General features: G+C 71.8%; 10 protein-coding genes. All 10 read left to right on the top strand.

Annotation, left to right across the window (positions count from 1 at the left end):
- Positions 1 to 25 precede the first annotated feature (25 nt).
- The 10 genes from FE251_RS13800 to FE251_RS13755 all read left to right on the top strand — a co-directional run bounded on the left by FE251_RS13800 (position 26) and on the right by FE251_RS13755 (position 19,323).
- Positions 26 to 1,567 carry a sugar ABC transporter ATP-binding protein gene (locus FE251_RS13800; RefSeq protein ID WP_139949060.1) on the top strand — a complete coding sequence of 514 codons (1,542 nt, stop codon included), beginning with the start codon at positions 26 to 28 and terminating at the stop codon, positions 1,565 to 1,567.
- On the top strand, positions 1,564 to 2,610 hold the full coding sequence (locus FE251_RS13795; RefSeq protein ID WP_139949059.1) for an ABC transporter permease: 1,047 nt from the start codon (positions 1,564 to 1,566) through the stop codon (positions 2,608 to 2,610). The genes FE251_RS13800 and FE251_RS13795 overlap by 4 nt, the downstream gene beginning before the upstream one ends.
- Before the next feature lies 1 nt (position 2,611).
- Complete coding sequence (locus FE251_RS13790; protein WP_139073403.1) at positions 2,612 to 3,676, top strand: ABC transporter permease subunit; 1,065 nt, start codon at positions 2,612 to 2,614, stop codon at positions 3,674 to 3,676.
- Positions 3,677 to 3,763: 87 nt separating this feature from the next.
- On the top strand, positions 3,764 to 4,492 hold the full coding sequence (locus FE251_RS13785) for an L-ribulose-5-phosphate 4-epimerase (RefSeq protein ID WP_139073404.1): 729 nt from the start codon (positions 3,764 to 3,766) through the stop codon (positions 4,490 to 4,492).
- On the top strand, positions 4,489 to 5,997 hold the full coding sequence (araA, locus tag FE251_RS13780) for an L-arabinose isomerase (RefSeq protein WP_139949058.1): 1,509 nt from the start codon (positions 4,489 to 4,491) through the stop codon (positions 5,995 to 5,997). The genes FE251_RS13785 and araA overlap by 4 nt, the downstream gene beginning before the upstream one ends.
- 159 nt (positions 5,998 to 6,156) lie before the next feature.
- Positions 6,157 to 9,069: an immunoglobulin-like domain-containing protein gene (locus FE251_RS13775; protein WP_139949057.1), complete on the top strand. Its 2,913-nt coding sequence runs from the start codon at positions 6,157 to 6,159 to the stop codon at positions 9,067 to 9,069.
- Between the two features lie 98 nt (positions 9,070 to 9,167).
- On the top strand, positions 9,168 to 13,484 hold the full coding sequence (locus FE251_RS13770; protein ID WP_139949056.1) for a family 43 glycosylhydrolase: 4,317 nt from the start codon (positions 9,168 to 9,170) through the stop codon (positions 13,482 to 13,484).
- Between the two features lie 17 nt (positions 13,485 to 13,501).
- Positions 13,502 to 16,984, top strand: a complete 3,483-nt coding sequence (locus FE251_RS13765; RefSeq protein ID WP_168202746.1) for a family 43 glycosylhydrolase — start codon at positions 13,502 to 13,504, stop codon at positions 16,982 to 16,984.
- Positions 16,985 to 17,578: 594 nt separating this feature from the next.
- Entirely contained in the window at positions 17,579 to 18,196 is a 618-nt protein-coding gene (locus FE251_RS13760; protein ID WP_139073409.1) for a hypothetical protein, read from the top strand.
- Positions 18,197 to 18,273: 77 nt separating this feature from the next.
- Positions 18,274 to 19,323 carry a DUF916 domain-containing protein gene (locus tag FE251_RS13755; protein WP_230976437.1) on the top strand — a complete coding sequence of 350 codons (1,050 nt, stop codon included), beginning with the start codon at positions 18,274 to 18,276 and terminating at the stop codon, positions 19,321 to 19,323.
- Positions 19,324 to 19,526 lie beyond the last annotated feature (203 nt).

Below are 19,526 nucleotides of genomic sequence, written 5' to 3'. Positions count from 1 at the left end.
AACCCCCTAGCGCGATGGAAAGCCGATGTCTGAACGTGCACCGATCGTCGAGATGAGAGACATCTCGATCGAGTTCCCCGGGGTGAAGGCGCTCGACGCCGTCGACTTCCGGCTGTTCCCCGGCGAGATCCACTCGCTCATGGGGGAGAACGGCGCCGGCAAGTCGACCCTCATCAAGGCCCTCACCGGCGTCTACCGGATCGACTCCGGGTCGATCACCGTGGCCGGTGAGCCCCAGCACTTCTCCGGCACGTCCGACGCCGAGAAGGCCGGCATCGCGACCGTGTACCAGGAGATCAACCTCTGCACGAACCTCACCATCGGTGAGAACGTCATGCTCGGCCACGAGGTCCGGGGCCGGTTCGGCGTCAACTGGAAGGCGACCAACAAGGTCGCGCTCGAGCAGCTCGCCCGGCTCGGCCTCGAAGGGCTCGACCCGACCAAGCCGCTCGCCAGCCTCTCCCTCGCCGTCCAGCAGCTCATCGCGATCGCCCGGGCCATGGTCATCGAGCCGCGGGTGCTCGTCCTGGACGAGCCGACCTCCAGCCTCGACGCCAAGGAGGTCGAGAGCCTCTTCGTCATCCTGCGCCGACTGCGCGACGAGGGCGTGGCCATCCTCTTCGTCTCCCACTTCCTCGAGCAGGTCTACGCGATCAGCGACCGGCTCACCGTGCTGCGCAACGGGCAGTTCGAGGGGGAGTACCCGGCGGACCTTCCCCGCTCCGTCCTCATCTCCAAGATGATCGGCAAGGAGCTCGAGGCGTTCCGCTCGATCGACATGACCGCCCAGGCGAGCAGCGCCCAGCGGCACGAGGCGACGATCCTCGACGCCGAGGGGCTGGGTCGCAAGGGCTCGATCATGCCGACGGACATCAGCCTGCAGCGCGGGGCGGTCGTCGGACTGGCCGGCCTCCTCGGCTCGGGCCGCACCGAGCTCGCCCGGCTGCTCTACGGCGCCGACAAGGCCGACACCGGGACCATCACGCTGCGCGGGAAGAGGACGACGCTCGGCTCCCCGGTCGCCGCGCTCGATCAGCGGATCGCCTTCTCCACGGAGAACCGACGCGACGAGGGCATCATCGGCGACCTCACCGTCCGCGAGAACCTCGTGCTCGCCGTCCAGGCGAAGCGTGGCTGGATGCGTCCGCTGCCCCGCAAGGAGCAGGACCGGATCGTCGCCAAGTACATCGAGGAGCTGGGCGTGCGGCCCGCCGACCCCGAGCGCCTCATCAAGAACCTCTCCGGCGGCAACCAGCAGAAGGTGCTCCTCGGGCGCTGGCTGGCCACCGAGCCGGAGATCCTCATCCTCGACGAGCCCACCCGCGGCATCGACATCGGGGCCAAGGCGGACATCCAGGAGACGGTCCTCAAGCTCGCCGACGAGGGCGTCGCCGTCCTGTTCATCTCCTCCGAGCTCGACGAGGTGGTGCGCATCTGCGAGCGCATCCTCGTGCTCAAGGACCGGGAGAAGATCGCCGAGATCGAGAACGGTCCCGACGTCACCTCCCAGACCATCGTGGGGATCATCGCCGACCACGGCGCCGTAGTGGAAGAGGTGGCGTCGTGAACGTCCGTGACCTGGCCCGCAGGGCGCTCGCGGCCCGCTACATCTGGGCGGTCGTCGCGATCCTCATCCTCCTCGCCGTCAACCTCGTGCGGGACCCGGGCTACCTCGCCGTCGCGGTCAACCCGGTGACGGAGAACCTCTCGGGCAACCTGCTCGACATCCTGCGCAACGCCGCGCCGATCCTCATGATCGCCGTCGGCATGTGCCTGGTGATCTCCACCAGCGGCATCGACCTGTCCGTCGGCTCCGTCATGGCGGTGTCCGGTGCGGTGTCCATGGAGCTGCTCAGCTCGGCGGACGGCGCGCCCTCCGCCGCCTTCACCGCGATCCTCCTCGCCCTGCTCGTGAGCACGGTGATCGGGGTGGTCAACGGGCTGCTCGTCGCGGTCGTCGGGCTGCAACCCTTCATCACGACGCTCGTCATGATGCTCGCCGGCCGAGGCATCGCCAAGGTCATCACCTCGGGCCAGAACACGACGGCGCGCAACGAGACGTTCCGCTGGATCGCCAACGGGCACGTCCTCGGCTTCCCCGTCGTCATCCTCCTCGCCCTCGCCGTCGTCCTCGTCGTCGGGCTCGTCGTCCGGCGCACCGCGCTCGGCCTCATGATCGAGTCCATCGGCATCAACGCCAGGGCCAGCCGCATGGTCGGCATCAAGCCGCGCGGCCTGCTCATCACGGTCTACTCCGTGAGCGGCCTGCTCGCCGGGATCGCCGGCCTGTTCACGGTGTCCACGGTGATGACCGTCGACGTGTCCCAGACGGGCTCGGCGATGGAGATGGACGCCATCCTCGCCGTCGTCATCGGCGGCACGGCGCTCGCCGGCGGCAAGTTCTCCCTCACCGGCGCGGTGGCCGGCGCGTTCCTCATCGCGACCCTGAACAAGACGGTCGTGTTCCTCGGGGTGCCGTCCTCGGCGACCCCCGCGTTCAAGGCGGTCGTCATCATCGTCATCTGCCTGATCCAGTCCGAGCGAGTGCGCGGGTACGTCTCCTCACGCCGTCGCGTGCCCGCGACCCGCGCGAAGGAAGGGGTGGCCTGAGATGCGAAGCGACCACACCGCCGCCGTGGCCGAGACCGTCGAGCACCAGGACGCCCAGCGCCGTCGCTGGGGCGCGCTCCGCGCCCGGCTCCTCCAGGTCAACCCCTCGGCCATGCCCACAGCCGCGGCGATCGTCCTGTTCGTCGCCATGCTCGTCTTCGGCGAGGTGTCCTACGGGGGCATCTTCCAGTCCAACACGCTGTCCAACCTCCTCATCAACAACGCGCACCTCATCATCATCGCCGTGGGGATGACGTTCGTGATCCTCACCGGCGGGATCGACCTGTCCGTCGGCGCGGTCATCGCGTTCTCCAGCGTCGCCGGCGTCATGCTCGCCAACGCCGGGTGGAACCCCTGGCTGGTCATGGTCGTCATGGTCGCCATCGGGCTGCTCTTCGGCCTCGTCGCCGGCACCCTCATCGAGTTCTTCAACGTCCAGCCGTTCATCGCCACGCTCGCGACGATGTTCCTCGGACGGGGCCTGGCCTCGATGCTCAGCACGACCCCGGAGCGGCTGGCCGACGACTCCCCGATCCGCCTCCTCTCCCGGCGGATCACCCTCGTCGACGGCCCCGGGGTCAACGACCTGGAGCTGACTGCCGGCGGGATCATCGCCGTCGTCGTGCTCCTCGGCGGCTTCTTCGTCCTCCACCGCACCCGGCGCGGGCGCACCACCTACGCGATCGGCGGCTCGGAGAACGCCGCCTCCCTCATGGGACTGCCGGTGCGCTCCACCAAGCTCATGGTCTACATGGTCAGCGGTGGCCTGGCCGGGGTGGCCGCGGTCGTCTACACCTCCCGCCTGGGCATCGCCCAGAACATCACCGGCACCGGGTGGGAGCTCGACGCGATCGCCGCGGTCGTCATCGGCGGGACGCTCCTCACCGGAGGTGCCGGCTACGTGCTCGGCTCGGCCGTCGGGGCGCTCGTCCTGGGCCTGATGAACGTGCTGATCGTGCGCGACGGCGGGATCAACCCCGAGATGACGACGGTGATCACCGGCGCCATCCTCCTCGTCTTCGTCCTCCTCCAGCGCGGCGTCACCATGAGGCGGTCCGACCTGTAGCGACCGCCGATCGTCCATCGTCACCGTCGGGGTGGGGCGCCGGGGCCGACGGGGTCCGCCGGCGCACTTCAGCAGGAGGACAGCGGTATGAGACTGAGTGACCAGAGCGAGGCGACCCGCGCGGCCGTCGAGCGCACACGGCAGCGGGTGAGCGACCTGCACGCCGAGCTGCCGCGCAACGGGCTCGTCGTGTGGACGGCGGGGAACGTGTCCGAGCGGGTGCCCGGCGCGGACCTCTTCGTCATCAAGCCCTCCGGGGTGTCCTACGACGAGCTCTCGCCCGACGTCATGGTCGTGTGCACGCTCGACGGGGAGAAGGTGCCCGACGACGGCACCCCGGCGAGGCTCGTGCCCTCCTCCGACACCGCGGCGCACGCCTACGTCTACCGGCACCGGCCGGACGTCGGCGGCGTCGTGCACACCCACTCCACCTACGCCACGGCGTGGGCGGCGCGCGGGGAGGAGATCCCCTGCGTGCTCACGATGATGGCCGACGAGTTCGGCGGGCCGGTGCCGGTCGGGCCGTTCGCGATCATCGGGGACGACTCCATCGGCCGGGGGATCGTCGAGACGCTCGCGGGCAGCCGGTCACCGGCCGTCCTCATGCGCAACCACGGGCCGTTCACCGTCGGCAAGGACGCCCGCGCCGCCGTCAAGGCCGCCGTCATGGTCGAGGAGGTGGCGCGCGCCGTCCACGTCGCGCGCCAGCTGGGCGAGCCGCTCCCGATCGACCAGCGGTACATCGACTCGCTCTACGACCGCTACCAGAACGTCTACGGACAGGGCGTCGCGCCCGGAAACGAAGGATCACGATGAACAACCCGTTCGAGACGCGCGAGATCTGGTTCCTCACCGGCAGCCAGGACCTCTACGGCGAGGACGTGCTCGTCCAGGTCGCCGAGCAGTCCAGGGCGATCGTGGACGCGCTCGACGGTGCCGCCGACATCCCGGTCAGGATCGTGTGGAAGCCGGTGCTCAAGGAGCGGGAGGGGATCCGGCGGGTCGCGCTCGAGGCGAACGCCGACGACGCGTGCGTCGGCGTCATCACGTGGATGCACACCTTCTCCCCGGCCAAGGCCTGGATCCTGGGCCTGGACGCGCTGCGCAAGCCGCTGCTCCACCTCCACACCCAGGCCAACGTCGCGCTGCCGTGGGCCGAGCTCGACATGGACTTCATGAACCTCAACCAGGCGGCGCACGGCGACCGGGAGTTCGCCTACATCGCCACCCGGCTCGGCGTCCCGCGCAAGACGGTCGTCGGCCACGCCACCGACCCGGTCGTCCACGGCAAGGTCGCCACCTGGGCGCGCGCCGCCACCGGGTGGGCCGAGGCACACCGGCTCAAGGTGGCCCGGTTCGGGGACAACATGCGCGACGTCGCCGTCACCGAGGGGGACAAGACCGAGGCCGAGCACCGGCTCGGGGTCTCGACCAACACGTGGGGCGTGAACGAGCTCGTCGAGCGGGTCGACGCCGCGAGCGAGACGGACGTCGACGCGCTCGTCGCGGAGTACGACGCCACCTACGACGTCGCGCCCGAGCTCGGGCCCGACGGCGCCCGCCGCGAGTCGCTGCGGTACGGGGCGCGCATCGAGCTCGGCCTGCGCTCCTTCCTCGAGGAGGGCGGGTTCGGGGCCTTCACGACGAACTTCCAGGACCTCGGCGGGCTGCGCCAGCTCCCGGGCCTCGCCGTCCAGCGGCTCATGGCCGAGGGGTACGGGTTCGGCGCCGAGGGGGACTGGAAGACCGCGGTCCTCGTCCGGCTCGCCAAGGTCATGGGCCACGGCCTGCCCGGCGGTGCCTCGCTCATGGAGGACTACACCTACGAGCTCACGCCCGGCAAGGAGAAGATCCTCGGGGCGCACATGCTCGAGATCTGCCCCTCGCTCACGACGGCGCGCCCGCGGCTGGAGATCCACCCGCTGGGCATCGGCGACCGGGAGGACCCGGTGCGCCTCGTGTTCGACACCGACCGTGGCCCCGGGCTCGTCGTCGCCATGTCGGACATGCGCGACCGCTTCCGTCTCACCGCCAACGTCGTCGAGGTCGTCGGCCCGGACGCCGAGCTGCCCAACCTCCCGGTCGCCCGTGCGGTGTGGCAGCCCGAGCCGTCCTTCGCGACGTCCGCCGAGTGCTGGCTCGTCGCGGGAGCCGCCCACCACACGGTGATGACGACCCAGCTGGGGGTCGAGGTCTTCGAGGACCTCGCGGACATCGCCCGCATGGAGCTTGCCGTCATCGACTCCTCCACCGACACCCGCACGTTCGCGCGCGAGCTGCGGTGGAACCAGGCCTACTACCGGCTCGCCGAGGGCTTCTGACCGACCCGGACGCCGCGGGGCGGACTCTTGTCCGCCCCGCGGTGTTCACGCTAACATCACCACCGAGGCGTCCAACGGAGGACGCCCGACAGGCGCACCGACCGGCTCGCGGCGAAGCGGACCGGCGCCGCCGTCACGAGAGAGCGAGGCGTCCTCCTCATGTCGCACCCCACCCTCGGCCGCACGCTGCGCCGGGCCGCCGCGGTCGCCGCCGCCGGCCTGGTCGCACTCGCCGGTCTGCCCGCCGCCGACGTCGCGGCCGCGGACGTGCCCGCCCCCGTCATCCACTACACCTTCGACAACGCGGGCGGCTCCACGGTCACCGACGAGAGCGGCAACGGCCACCACGGCACGGTCCGGCGCGAGGGTGCGCAGCTGCGCGACGGCCTGCTCGCGCTGCCCGGCGGCAGTGCGAGCTCGGCGCCCTACGTCGAGGTCCCCACGGCCGCCCTCGTCGGGCGCAAGGACCTCACGATCTCGACGTGGCTCGCCCCCCGCTCCGGGCCCTCGAACGTCGCCGCCGCCTTCATCGGCGCCCCGGTCGCCTCCGGAGCCACGCACTCCGCGGGCTACTGGCTGCTCAACCCGAGCAACCCGAGCGGCTACGTGAAGTCGGTGGTCACGAACTCTGTCGCCCCCAGCGCCCCGTGGGGCACGGAGGTCGGCCCGGGCGCGACCAACGCCGCGACAAGCGGCGCGCGCACCCCCGCGGGCGGCGCCTTGTACACCAGCGTCGTCGACGGGACCCGCGGCACCCTCACGGTCTACGTCAACGGCGCCCCGATCCGCGAGGTGAGCATCGCCCGGGACGTCGCGTCCTTCGGGGAGCAGCTCGTCGCCTACATCGGGCGCTCCACCTACGACGACCCCGGCTGGGACGGGGACGTCCTGGACTACGCGGTCTACGACACCGCCCTGGACGCCGGCCAGGTCGGCGAGCTCTTCGCTCGCGAGGCGCTGGACCTGGCGGTCGGCGCCGTCGAGGTCCCCACCACCGCGACCGCGAGCTTCCCGCTGCCCGGGGCGAGCTACGGCGCCCGGCTCTCCTGGGCCTCGGACCACCCCGCGATCACGGTCGACGGCGCCACGGCGACGGTCACCCGTCCGGCACCCGGCGCGGGGGACGCCACCGTCACCCTCACCGCGACGTTCACCGTCGGGGAGAGCACGCGCACCGAGAGCTACGCCGTCCTCGTCCCCCAGGACCTCACGGACGAGGAGAAGGCCGCCACCGACCTCGCCGCGATCACCGTCCCCGGGGCCGCCAACGTCCGCACCAACCTCTCGGTGCCCACCTCGGGAGACCTCGGCTCGAGCATCGGCTGGACCGTCCGCGAGGGCGAGGAGCACGTCTCCTTCAGGGACGGTGTGTCCGCCGGCTCCCGGACCGTCGTCGTCCAGCGTCCCGCCGCGGGCGCCGAGGCGGTCGACGTCGTCCTCACCGCGACCGCGCGGAGCGGTGACGTGACCCGCAGCCGGGACCTCACCCTCACCCTCCAGCCCATGCCCGGCGGGTCCGCCGGTACCGAGGCCTACGTCTGGGCGTTCTTCACCGGCGAGGGCGCCGGCGCCGAGCGGGTGAGCCTGGCCGCCTCACGGGGCAACGACGCGCTCGCGTGGAACACCCTCAACGACGGTGAGCCGCTGTTCACCTCCGAGCTCGGCACCGGCGGGCTGCGCGACCCGTTCATCATCCGGTCGCCGGAGGGGGACCGGTTCTTCATGATCGCCACCGACCTCAAGATCGACGGGCTGCCCGGAGGTTTCCGCACCGCCCAGATCAGCGGGTCGCTGCACATGGAGGTGTGGGAGTCCGACGACCTGGTCACCTGGTCCGACCAGCGCCACGTCCAGGTCTCCACCGAGTACGCCGGCAACACGTGGGCGCCGGAGGCGTTCTGGAGCGAGGAGCTCGACACCTACGTCGTCTTCTGGGCGTCGAACCTCTACGACACCACCGACCCCGCCGACCGCACCGACGTCACCTACAACCGGATGATGTACGCGACGACGGACGACTTCGTCACCTTCTCCGAGCCCCAGGTGTGGGTCGACGTCCGACGCGGAGCGGGCCGCGGCATGATCGACTCGACGGTCGCCCTCGTCGACGGCACCTACCACCGCTTCACCAAGGACGAGGCGGACATGACGATCCGCCACGAGGTCTCCACCGACCTCCTCGCCACCGTCAGCGGCTCACTGCCCGGACGGACCGGCCCGGCCGAGGAGTGGACGCTCGTCCAGGAGCGTGTCGCCACCGGGCTGCCCAACGGCGAGACCGGTCGCACCTTCACCAGCGGCGAGGGCGCGAGCGTCTTCCCCGCGAACGAGGGCGACGTCAACGGCCTGGACTGGTTCCTGTTCATCGACCAGCCGAGCTACCACGGCGGACCGAACCACTACATCCCGTTCGGCACCGACGACCTCGGCGCCGGTGCCTGGCAGCCGCTGGGCCACCTGCTGCGGGAGAACCTCCCGCAGAACTCCGACGGCGGCAAGCCCCGTCACGGCACCGTCATCCCGGTGACCCGGGCGGAGTACCAGCGGGTCCTGGAGGCCTACGCCCCGGACATCGCCGTCGCCTCGGTCGGGGCCATCGACGTCACCACCCCGGTGGGGACGGCACCCGAGCTCGGGCAGGCCGCGCTCACCATGGCCGACGGCTCGACCCGGACGGTCGACGTCGCGTGGGCGCCCGTCGACCCTGCCGACTACGCCGCCCCGGGCACCTTCACCGTGCGCGGCGTGGCCCAGGACGACTCGCGCATGCCGGTGGAGGCGACTGTCACGGTCCTCGCCGCCCCCGCCCCCGCCGTCACGGTGGAGGCGGGCACGAGGTGCGTCGTCGGGCGGGTCGTGGAGACGGCCCGGGTGACCAACCCCTCCACCGAGCCGGTGGAGGTCGGGGTCTCCTCGGCCTTCGGCACCCGGACGGTGACGGTCGGTCCGGACCGGACGGTGTCCCTCACCTTCAGCACGCGACAGCAGGCGGTGCCGGCCGGCGTGGTGTCGGTGAGCACGGCCGACGGCGGGACCGTGGGCGCGGCGTACGCCGCGCGCTCGTGCCCCTGACCGCATGACGGTGCGGGGCCTCCCGGCCCCGCACCGGCCGGCCCGGACGGGTTGGCAGACCCGGTGACCCGCGCCAGGCGCGGTGAGAGGAAGAAGCAATGACGCTCACACGGTTCCGTCGAGGGGTCTCGGGCGCCGCGGTCGCCGCCCTCGCGCTCTCCGGCGCCCTGCTCGTGGCCCAGCCGGCCGCCGCGGACGCCCGGCTCCTGGCCCACTACCCGCTCGACGAGAGGGCGGGCACGGTGGCCCTCGACGCCTCCGGCTCGGGACGGGACGGCAGCTACGTCGGCGGTCCGACGCTCACCGGCGGTGAGGGGGTGCGCCTGGACGGCACCGACGACCACGTCCGGCTCCCGGACGACCTCCTCGCCGGCCTCGGGTCGATCACGGTGAGCGCCGACGTCCTCGTCCGCGGCTCCCAGCGCACCCCCTACTTCATCTACGGCTTCGGCAACACCGACGCCTCGGGCGTCGGCAACGGCTACCTCTTCGCCACGGGGGACGCCTACCGGGCCTCGATCGCGACCGGCGACTGGAGCACGGAGCGGACGGTCAGCAGCGGCGCCAACCTGCCGCGCGACCGCTGGCAGACGATCACCTACACCCTCGACGACGCCTCGGACACCGCGCGGCTGTACCTCGACGGCGTCCAGGTCGCCGAGACGACCGGCGTCACGACGCGGCCGGGGGACATCGGCAACGGCGCGACGACGGCCAACTACCTCGGCCGGTCGGTCTACACCGCGGACAACCGCCTCGCCGGCAGCCTGCGCGACGTGCGCGTCTACGACTCCGCCCTGCCCGCCGCCGAGGTCGCGGCGCTCGTCCCGTCCGACGAGACCCGCCTCGAACGCGACGCGGCGGTCCTCACCCTCGGCGACGTCTCGGCCGTCACCGAGGACCTCACCCTGCCCACCACCGCGCCCAACGGCTCGGCCGTCACCTGGACCTCCGAGGACGAGTCCGTGGTCTCGGCGACCGGCGCCGTCACCCGACCCGCCCCGGGCCTGCCCGCCGCCCGGGTGAGGCTCACCGCGACCCTGTCCCGGGGGGAGGCGACGCGCACGCTCGACGGCTTCGTCACCGTCCTGCCCCTGCCGGACGAGGACACCCGCGCGCAGGAGGACCTCGACGCGATCGTCATCCCGAACGCCGACGACGTCCGCGGCAACCTTACGCTGCCCACCACCGGGCCCGTCAACGGGAGCGAGGTCGTGTGGTCCGCGAGCCCGGAGGGCGTCGTCACGGCGACCGACGCCGACGGCCGCCGCGCCGGGGTCGTCACCCGCGGCCAGGACGACACCGCCGTCACCCTCACCGCCACGGTGCCCGGCACCACCGCCGTGCGGGACATCCCGGTGACCGTGACCGCTGCGCCCGTCGACCTCGACACCGACTACACCGCCGGCTACCTGTGGACCCACTTCGCCGCCCAGGGCGGCTACGAGAAGATCTTCCTCGGCCACAGCGAGGACGGCCTGCACTGGACCAAGCTGGGCGGCAACCAGCCCGTCCTCGCCAACCTCGGCGGCGACCTCGGCGTGCGCGACCCGCACCTCGTGCGCTCGGCCGACGGCGACAGGTACTGGATCATCGGCACCGACCTCCACGCCGAGGGCGGTGGCCCCGGCGGGTCCGGCTGGGACCAGCTGAACGCGAGCCAGAACCTCGTCGTGTGGGAGTCGACCGACCTCGTCACCTGGAGCGACCAGCGCATCGTCTTCGCCGGGTTCCCCCACGCCGGCAACGTCTGGGCGCCCGAGGCGGTCTACGACGAGGCGAGCGGTGAGTACTACGTCTACTGGTCCGCGCGCGACCGCCGCGAGAACGAGACCGAGGACTGGGCGCTGCGCGTCTACGTCACCCGCACCCGCGACTTCGTGAGCTTCACCGAGCCGGAGGTCTGGGCCTCGCTCAACGAGCAGGGTGACGGCGAGGGCGGCCCGAACATCATCGACTCGACCATCGCCAAGGAGGGGGACACCTACTACCGGTTCTCCACCTCGGACTGGCACACGGTCATCGACACCGCACCGAGCCTCGACGGGCCGTGGACGACCGTCGTCGCCCGCGGCGAGGCGGCCGCCCACGGGCTGCGCGCCTCCATGGAGGGCCTGACCGTCTACCAGCTGCCCGACGGCCGTTGGGCCGTCATGGGCGACCAGAGCGGCTACTACGGGCACGTCACCGACAGCCTGGCGAGCCTGCAGTTCACCCAGCTCACCGTCGGCCCCGGCCCCGACCAGTACTCCTTCGACCAGCGCTTCCGGCACGGCTCGGTCCTGCGTCTCTCGGCGGCCGAGGAGCAGCGGCTCCTCGAGGCCTACGGGGACGGTGGGCCGCAGGAGCCTGGCGAGCCCGGTGAGCCGCGGGGGCTCGTCGCCGAGTACACCTTCGAGGACGGCACGCTCACCGACGCCGTCGGCGAGGCCGACCTCACCGCGCACGGGACCGCCGCCGTCGTCACCGACCCCGAGCGGGGACAGGTGCTGCGCCTCGACGGCTCCGCCGGCGGGTACGCGGCCTTCCCGGTCGGCTTCTTCGACGGGCTCGACGAGCTCACCGTCTCCTTCGACATGAGGTCCGACCTCACGAGCGGGAACTTCTTCTCCTTCGCCTTCGGCCAGGGCGAGCAGGCCTACTACTTCCTGCGCACCCGCGGCGGGGAGGTGCGCAGCGCGATCACCCAGACCTCGTGGCGCGAGGAGTCCGCCGTCACCGGGTCCGTGAGCCCGGGCCAGTGGCACCGCTACGACGTCGTCCTGGACGGCGACACGATGGTCCTCTACGTCGACGGCGTGAAACTGGGCGAGAACACCGAGCTCGGCGCGACCGTGAGCGACCTGGGCACCGACCTCGTCGGCTACCTCGGCCGCTCGCTCTACGCGGCGGACGGCTACTTCCGCGGCGCCTACGACAACATCCGCGTCCACGACGTCGCGCTGCCGGCCGACGAGCTCATGGGGCCGGACCAGCTCATCGACGTCTCGCTCACCGACCCGTCGGTGCTCAAGATCGACCCCGTCGTCAGCGGCGCCGAGCGGACGGTGACCTTCCCGGTCCTCCCCGGCACCGACCTCACCTCCCTCGCCCCGACGTTCACGGCCGCCGCCGGCGTCACCGTGAGCCCGGCCCCCGGGACGGTCGTCGACCTCACCGAACCGGTGGAGTACACCCTGACCGCGGCCGGTGGTGCCACCTACACCTGGACGTTCACGGCCGTGGAGATGCGCAGCCCGGTGCTGCCGGGGCTGTACGCCGACCCGAACATCGCCGTCTTCGGCGACACGTACTACATCTACGCCACCACCGACGGGTACCCCGGCTGGGGCGGCAAGGACTTCTACGTGTGGACGTCGAAGGACCTCGTGAGCTGGGAGCGCTCGGCCGAGCCCTTCCTCACCCTCGACGGCGCGAACGGCAACGTCCCGTGGGCGACCGGCAACGCGTGGGCGCCCACGATCATCGAGCGGGACGGGAGGTACTACTTCTACTTCAGCGGCCACAACGCCACCTACGACCGCAAGACGATCGGCGTCGCCGTCGCGGACCACCCCGAGGGTCCCTTCACCGCCCAGCCCACGGCGATGATCCTCAACAACGAGACCGTGACGTCCGGGCAGGCGATCGACCCGGCCGCCTTCCACGACCCGGAGAGCGGGAAGTACTTCCTCTACTGGGGCAACGGCCGCCCGGTCTACGCCGAGCTGGCCGACGACATGGTCTCCCTCGTGCCCGGCACCATCCGGGAGCAGCAGGGCCTGACGGACTACCGCGAGGGCACCTTCGTCAGCTACCGGGACGGCACCTACCACCTCACGTACTCGATCGACGACACGGGCTCCCCGAACTACCGGGTGGGCTACGCGACGGCCGACAGCCCGCACGGGCCGTGGACCTACCGCGGCGTCATCCTCGAGAAGGACCCGTCGCTCGGGATCCTCGGCACCGGCCACAACTCGGTCCTCAACGTGCCCGGCACCGACGACTGGTACATCGTCTACCACCGGTTCGCGATGCCCGGCGGGAACGGGAACAACCGGGAGACGACGATCGACCGGCTGACGTTCGACGAGGACGGCTTCATGCAGCGGGTCACGCCCACCCTGGAGAGCGTCGGCCCGCAGCGCGTGGAGCTGCCGCCGGCCGGCCCCGCCCTCACCGTCACCGCCGAGACCCGCTGCGTCGTCGGGAAGGTCGTCACCGCCGTCCGGGTGGCGAACGAGTCCGCCGAGGCCGTCACGGCCACCGTCTCCACGCCGCACGGGACACGCACCCTCACCGTCGGCGCGGGCTCGACGTCCTCGGTCGCCCTCACCACCCGCCTCACCGCGGTCCCCGCCGGTGAGGCCACCGTGACGGTCGAGGGCCACGCCCCGGTGACCGCCGCCTACGGCCCGTCCTCCTGCCGATGACCACCCTGGAGAGTGACATGAGCATCCTGTCCCGACTGGGAAGGGCGGCCACAGCCGGCGCCGCCCTCACCGCCCTCGTCCTCGGAGGGGTGGTGAGTGCCCAGGCCGACGTCCCCGACGACGGCCTCGTGGCCGAGTACCTCTTCGACCAGACCTCGGGCGCCACCGTCCCGAACACGGCCCCCACCGACGTCGGGCCCGCCGTGGTCCGCAACGTCCGGGACACCGACTGGACCGGCAGCGCGATGACCATGCGCGGCGGGTCCAAGACCTCGACCGGCAACTGGGTCGAGCTCCCCGACGACCTCCTCGCCGGCCAGGAGTCCGCCACCGTCACCGCCGAGGTCAAGGCCTCGGCTGCCATGCTCGACGGGTTCCACTTCCTGTGGACCATCGGCAACGACTCCTCGGCGACCGAGTACTTCTTCGCCTCGCTCAACTGCGGCTCCGGGCGCGCGCCGCTCGTCGGACTCAAGTCCGGTGGGGTCGAGCGGCTCGTCCAGTCCGCCTCGTGCGGCCTCAGCGCGAACCAGTGGGTCAACGTCACCACTGTCGTCGACGGCGCGGCGGGCACCGCCTCGCTCTACCTCGACGGGACGCGGGTCGCCCACGGGGCCATGGAGACCACGCCCGGCGACGTCCTCGACCAGTCGCTCAACACGATCGGCCGCGCGCCGTGGCCCGACCCGCTGTTCCAGGGCGCCGTCTCCGCCTTCCGCGTCTACGACCGCGCGCTGAGCGCGGACGAGGTCGCCGAGGTGTCGGCGACCGACGTCCAGGCCCACGCCGACGAGCTGCGCGCCCAGGCGCAGGCCGTCCTCACCGGGCTCGACCTCGCCGACGTCGAGACGAGCTCCGACCTCGACCTGCCCACCGCGGGCGGACGCGTCACCTGGACGTCGAGCGACCCGGCGGTCGTCGCCCCGGACGGCGCCGTCACCCCGCCGCTCGCCGGCCAGGAGGCCGTCACCGCCCTGCTCACCGCGACCGCCTCGATCCGCGGGATCGGCGTCAGCCAGGCCATCACCGTCACCGTGCTGCCCTCGACCGAGACCCCCGCCGAGCGGGCCGAACGGCTCGCCGGACGCGTCGTCGTCCCGCCGGTCGTGGCCTCCGGGACGGCTCTGCCGCCGGCGCCCGACGGCACGAGCGTCGTCGTCGAGTCGGTGACCGGCGCCGACGTCGTCGACGGCACGATCGTCGCCGACGAGCCGGTCGACGCCGTCATCACCCTCCGCGTCACCGACACGGCGACCGGCGCGAGCACCGCGCGCACCTTCACCACCCGGGTGCTCCCGGACGCGACGCGACTCCTCGCCTACAGCCGCGTCCCGACGAGCGCGAGCGAGGCGAACAACGCCGACGTCGCGCTGAGCATGCACCTGGCCCTGGAGGAGGGCGAGGGCTGGACCCCGCTCAACGAGAACTACGGCATCTTCTTCCCCCGGACGTCGACGACGCCCCCGATCGAGGGGACGTCGGCCAGCATCGTCCGCAGCCTGCGCGACCCGCACCTCTTCCACCTGGCCGACGGCTCGTTCGGCATCGTCGCCACCCGCACCGCCCGCAACGGCGGTTCCGACGGCACGCAGGCGTCGAGCATGCTCCTCGCGCGCAGTGACGACCTGCTGGGCTACGAGGAGGTCGGCCTCGTCGACCTCGGTGTCACGAGCGGCGTCAACGACCCCGCGGTCGTCTACGACAGCGCCGCCGAGCGCTACGTCGTCACGTGGACCTCGGACGCCGGGTCGGCCATGTACACGACGTTCGCCGACCTCACCGACCCGTCCACCCGCTCGGCCGCCCAGCGCGGCACCGTCGCGGCCACCGGGGGCATCGGCGAGGCCGGGGTGCCGAGCTTCGCCACCGGCAACACGCTGCCCGTCACGGCGGACGTCGTCGAGGCGTTGCGGGTGCGGTTCGGGCGCATCGTCAACACCGAGGTCCGCCCGCTCGAGGGCGTGACCCTCGAGGAGGGGAGCGAGCTCGCCGCCGCGGACCTGCCCGCCCGGGCCGAGCTCGGCTACACCGACGGCTCGACGGCCACCCGCGCGATCGAGTGGGACGCCGACTCCCTCGCCGCCGTCGACACCACGACTCCCGGGGACTACCAGGTCACCGGCACCATCAAGGCGCCCCAGTACGCGACGCCGTTCGCCGACGAGCGTGCCGACCCGACGATCTTCCGGTTCGACTGGAACGGGCAGCAGAAGTTCCTCATGATCGCGACCGAGGACCTCGACATGAACCCGATCGATCCCGCCAACGGCCCGCACATGCCGTTCCGGGTGGCCGACCGGGTGGAGGACCTCTCCGACGAGGCGGTCCGGGACGGTCGTACCGTCGAGGTCGACCTGCTCCGCGCCGGTGACACCGACGCCGACGGTGGGGTGATGACCGGGTGCTTCTGGGCACCGGAGATCCACCTCATCGACGGCACCCTCTCCATCCTGTTCATGCCCTGCTACGACGGCTCGAACGGCCGGCCGGACATGTGGACCGGGCGCGCGAGCATCATCCAGCTCAAGCAGGACGACGAGGGCAACCACCTCGACCCGGCCGACCCGGCGAGCTGGACGAAGGCGCAGAAGGTGCTCCGGGCGGACGGGTCGATCCTCAACCCGATCCAGAACATCTCGCTCGACATGACGTACTTCCAGGACTCCGGGCAGTCCTACTACGTGTGGCAGATGCTCGGGGCGCTGTTCATCGCCCGGACGGACCCGAGCGACCCGACGCGTCTGACCTCCGAGCCGGTCCGGGTCACCGCGCCGGAGTTCGCGTGGGACAACACCATCGCCGAGGGCGCCAACGTCCACGTCCGGGACGGGGTGATCTACATGATCTACTCCGGGTCCACCGTCGGTGACACCTACACCACCGGCCTCCTCACCGCGCCGGCGGGGCAGGACGCCGACCTCACCGACCCGGAGGTGTGGACGAAGCTCGGCTACCCGGTCCAGAAGTCGGGGATCTTCAACGGTGAGTGGCAGCTCGGCACCGGCCACGGGATGTGGTCCCACGACGAGGACGACAACCTCCTCTACGTCTTCCACGCCCGCACCGACAACCGCGGGCTGTCCGGCCGCGACATGTTCGTCCGCCGCGTCCACTGGGCCGCGGACGGCATGCCGGTCTTCGACATGGAGGCCCACGAGGAGATCGCCCCCGGGAACGAGACGGTCACGGTCACGGTGACCGTGGCGCCCTCGGATGGGCTCGACGTCACGGCCACCGTCGACACCCGGTGCGTCGTCGGACGGGTGACCCAGGCCGTCCGGGTGACCAACGGCGAGGAGGTGCCGGTCGAGCTGACCCTCACCTCCGAGTACGGGACGCGGACCGCGACCCTCCAGCCCGGCCGCACCGCCTCCTACGCGTTCTCCACGCGGCAGGCGGACCTCCCGGCGGGGGCGGTGACGGTCGCTGCGGAGGCGACCGTCGACGGCGGGTCGGTCGAGGACTCCGTCACGGTGACGCACGCGGCGCGCACCTGCTGAGCCGGCGGCCCGCCCCCGCACGGGGGCGGGCCGCCCACCACCTGAACCCCTTGGGCACTGTCGATGTGTGCGATAACATGAGGGCGACGGACGATGGGTGTCCGTTGCGCAGGACGATGACGTTGGGAGCGCACTCGTGATGGTGCAGTGCACTGCGGGCCGGCGGGGCGACCGGTGTTCACCGCGGGGTCCTCGAATGTGCTGCGGCGAGTTCTCGAAACGCTCGGGAATTACCGGAAGAATGCGCGCCCCGCACGCCCGTCAGACTTCCTTGTGCACGCTAACATCCGCTGTTACGATCGAGCGATCGGTGAGTGACGCCGCATTACGGGACGTTCTCACCGAGTTCGAATGTGAAGAATCTCCGTGGTCGCCGCGCGCGGCGTCGTCCAACTCGCCGGGCGGCCGTCCCCGCGTGGCCGGGAAGGGCTCGGTCGACGACGACCTGGAGGACTGGACAGTGCGCCGCGCAGGAGCGGTGCGTCGCGGGGGATGGGCAGTAGCAGGGGTACCACCACGTAGGACGGTGACCGGACGGACCGGTCGCTCGCACGTTCGGCTCGGAGACATGCCGGCCGGGAACTGGAGACACGAATGAACAAGAAGGGTCTGCTTGCCCGCGCCGGTATCGGCGCGACAGGGGCGATGCTCCTCATGGGCGGCGCCGGCGTGGCCGTCGCCGACGAGATCGCCGGCGAGGACGTCGAGGTCAACGTCGAGATCCAGGAGCTCGAGCCCGTCGGTGCGCTGACGATGAGCGTGGCTGCCGACTCGACCTCGCTGACCGAGGTCGACTCCGGTGACCCGGAGATCCGCCAGTTCGACGGGACGCTGCCGACGGTCACGGTCGCCGACGACCGCGAGGAGGTCCCGGAGAGCGTCTTCTGGTACGTCACCGGTCAGTCCTCCGCGTTCTCCGCCGACGGTCTGCCCGCGCTCGGTGCCGAGCACCTCGGCTGGACGCCGAACCTCATCACCGACGACGGCAACGTCGCCGAGGGCGACGAGGTCCTCACGGTCCTCGACGAGGGGGACGACGCCGTGGGTCTCGTCGCCGAGGAGCTCCTCGCGCTGACGTTCGACTCCAGCGAGGCGCGCCCCACCGGTGAGTGGGACGTGAACGCCGACCTGTTCCTCAAGACGCCGAGCGACGTCGCGCCGGGCAGCTACTCCGCCACCATCACGCTCACCCTCTGGGAGGATGCGTACTGACCGGTCGCCGGACCGACTGACTGACGGGTCGGGGTCGCGCCTCGGCGCGGCCCCGACCCAGACTCATGGGACTGCCAGTGACCACTGCACCTCGCCCCGCGCTCCGCGTGGCCCTCGTCTCCGTCCTCGCGCTCCTCGCCGCCCTCCTCCTGTCGGCGCCGGTGGCGGCGCAGACGCAGGAGCCCGCCGTCCGTTGGTCGACCACGCCCGCGGACGAGAACGGGCCCGACGGCCGGCGCGCGGTCGAGCACACCCTCGACCCCGGTGAGGTGGTCGAGGAGCACCTCGCCGTGCGCAACGTCAGCAGCGAGGAGGTCACCTTCTCCCTCGACGCCGCCGACGGTTTCTACACCCGCACCGGCCGGTTCGACATGCTCGCCTCCGGCGAGGAGTCGGTGGGGGCCGGGACCTGGATCACGCTGCCGGAGACCGTCACGGTCGCCGCCGGGGAGACCGAGGTCGTCCCGTTCACCATCGAGGTGCCGCCCAACACCGAGCCGGGTGACCATGCCGCCGGCATCACCGCCTCGGTCCGGTCGGTGCAGACGGCCGAGGGTGGCACGAGCGTCGGCGTGGAGAGCCGGGTCGGCTTCCGCGTGACGACCCGGGTCACCGGTGAGCTCACCCCGTCGGCCGCCGTGGAGAACGTGCGCGGCAGCTACGAGGGGAGCTGGAACGCCTTCCGTCCCGGGCAGGTCTCCGTCTCCTTCGACGTCGTCAACGAGGGCAACACCCGCCTGTTCGTCGACGGCACGGTCTCGGCCGGCGGCAGCACCGTCGGGCTCACGGACGAGCACCCCGAGGAGGTCCTGCCGGGTGACACCCGCAGCCTCGCGGTCGTCGTCGACGGCGTGTGGCCGTGGTTCGCCGTGCCGCTCGAGGTCGCGGTGGTCCCCGAGATGCTCGCGATGGACGGCTCGACGGCGGTGCTCGACCCCGTCGTCGTCAGCGTCGTCGTGTGGGCCGTCCCGTGGCCCCAGCTCCTTCTCCTCCTCGGTGCCGTCCTCCTCGTCGGGGCGGTCCTGTGGGGCAGGCGCTCCTCGCGCCGCAGGCTCGAGCGGATGCTCGAGCAGGCGCGCGACGAGGGACGCCGGTCCGCGGTCGAGGACCCCGCCGCGACCCCCTGAGCCCCGCGGGCGTCGGGAGCGGCCGACCCCGCGCGCAAGCAGCGGCATCTTGCTAATGTTAGCGATAACGTCACCGGCTGGGACGCCGGTACGACCATGCTCGACGGAGAACGATGGCGCCCATCCGCGACGCTCGGCCCCGGGCCCTGGTGCCCGGTGAGGCACGCGCGCCGCGGCGCCCCGAACGCAGCAGGACCACACGA

The organism is Georgenia wutianyii, assembly GCF_006349365.1.
Taxonomy (GTDB): domain Bacteria; phylum Actinomycetota; class Actinomycetes; order Actinomycetales; family Actinomycetaceae; genus Oceanitalea; species Oceanitalea wutianyii.
This window is presented reverse-complemented; position numbering and strand designations above follow the sequence as displayed.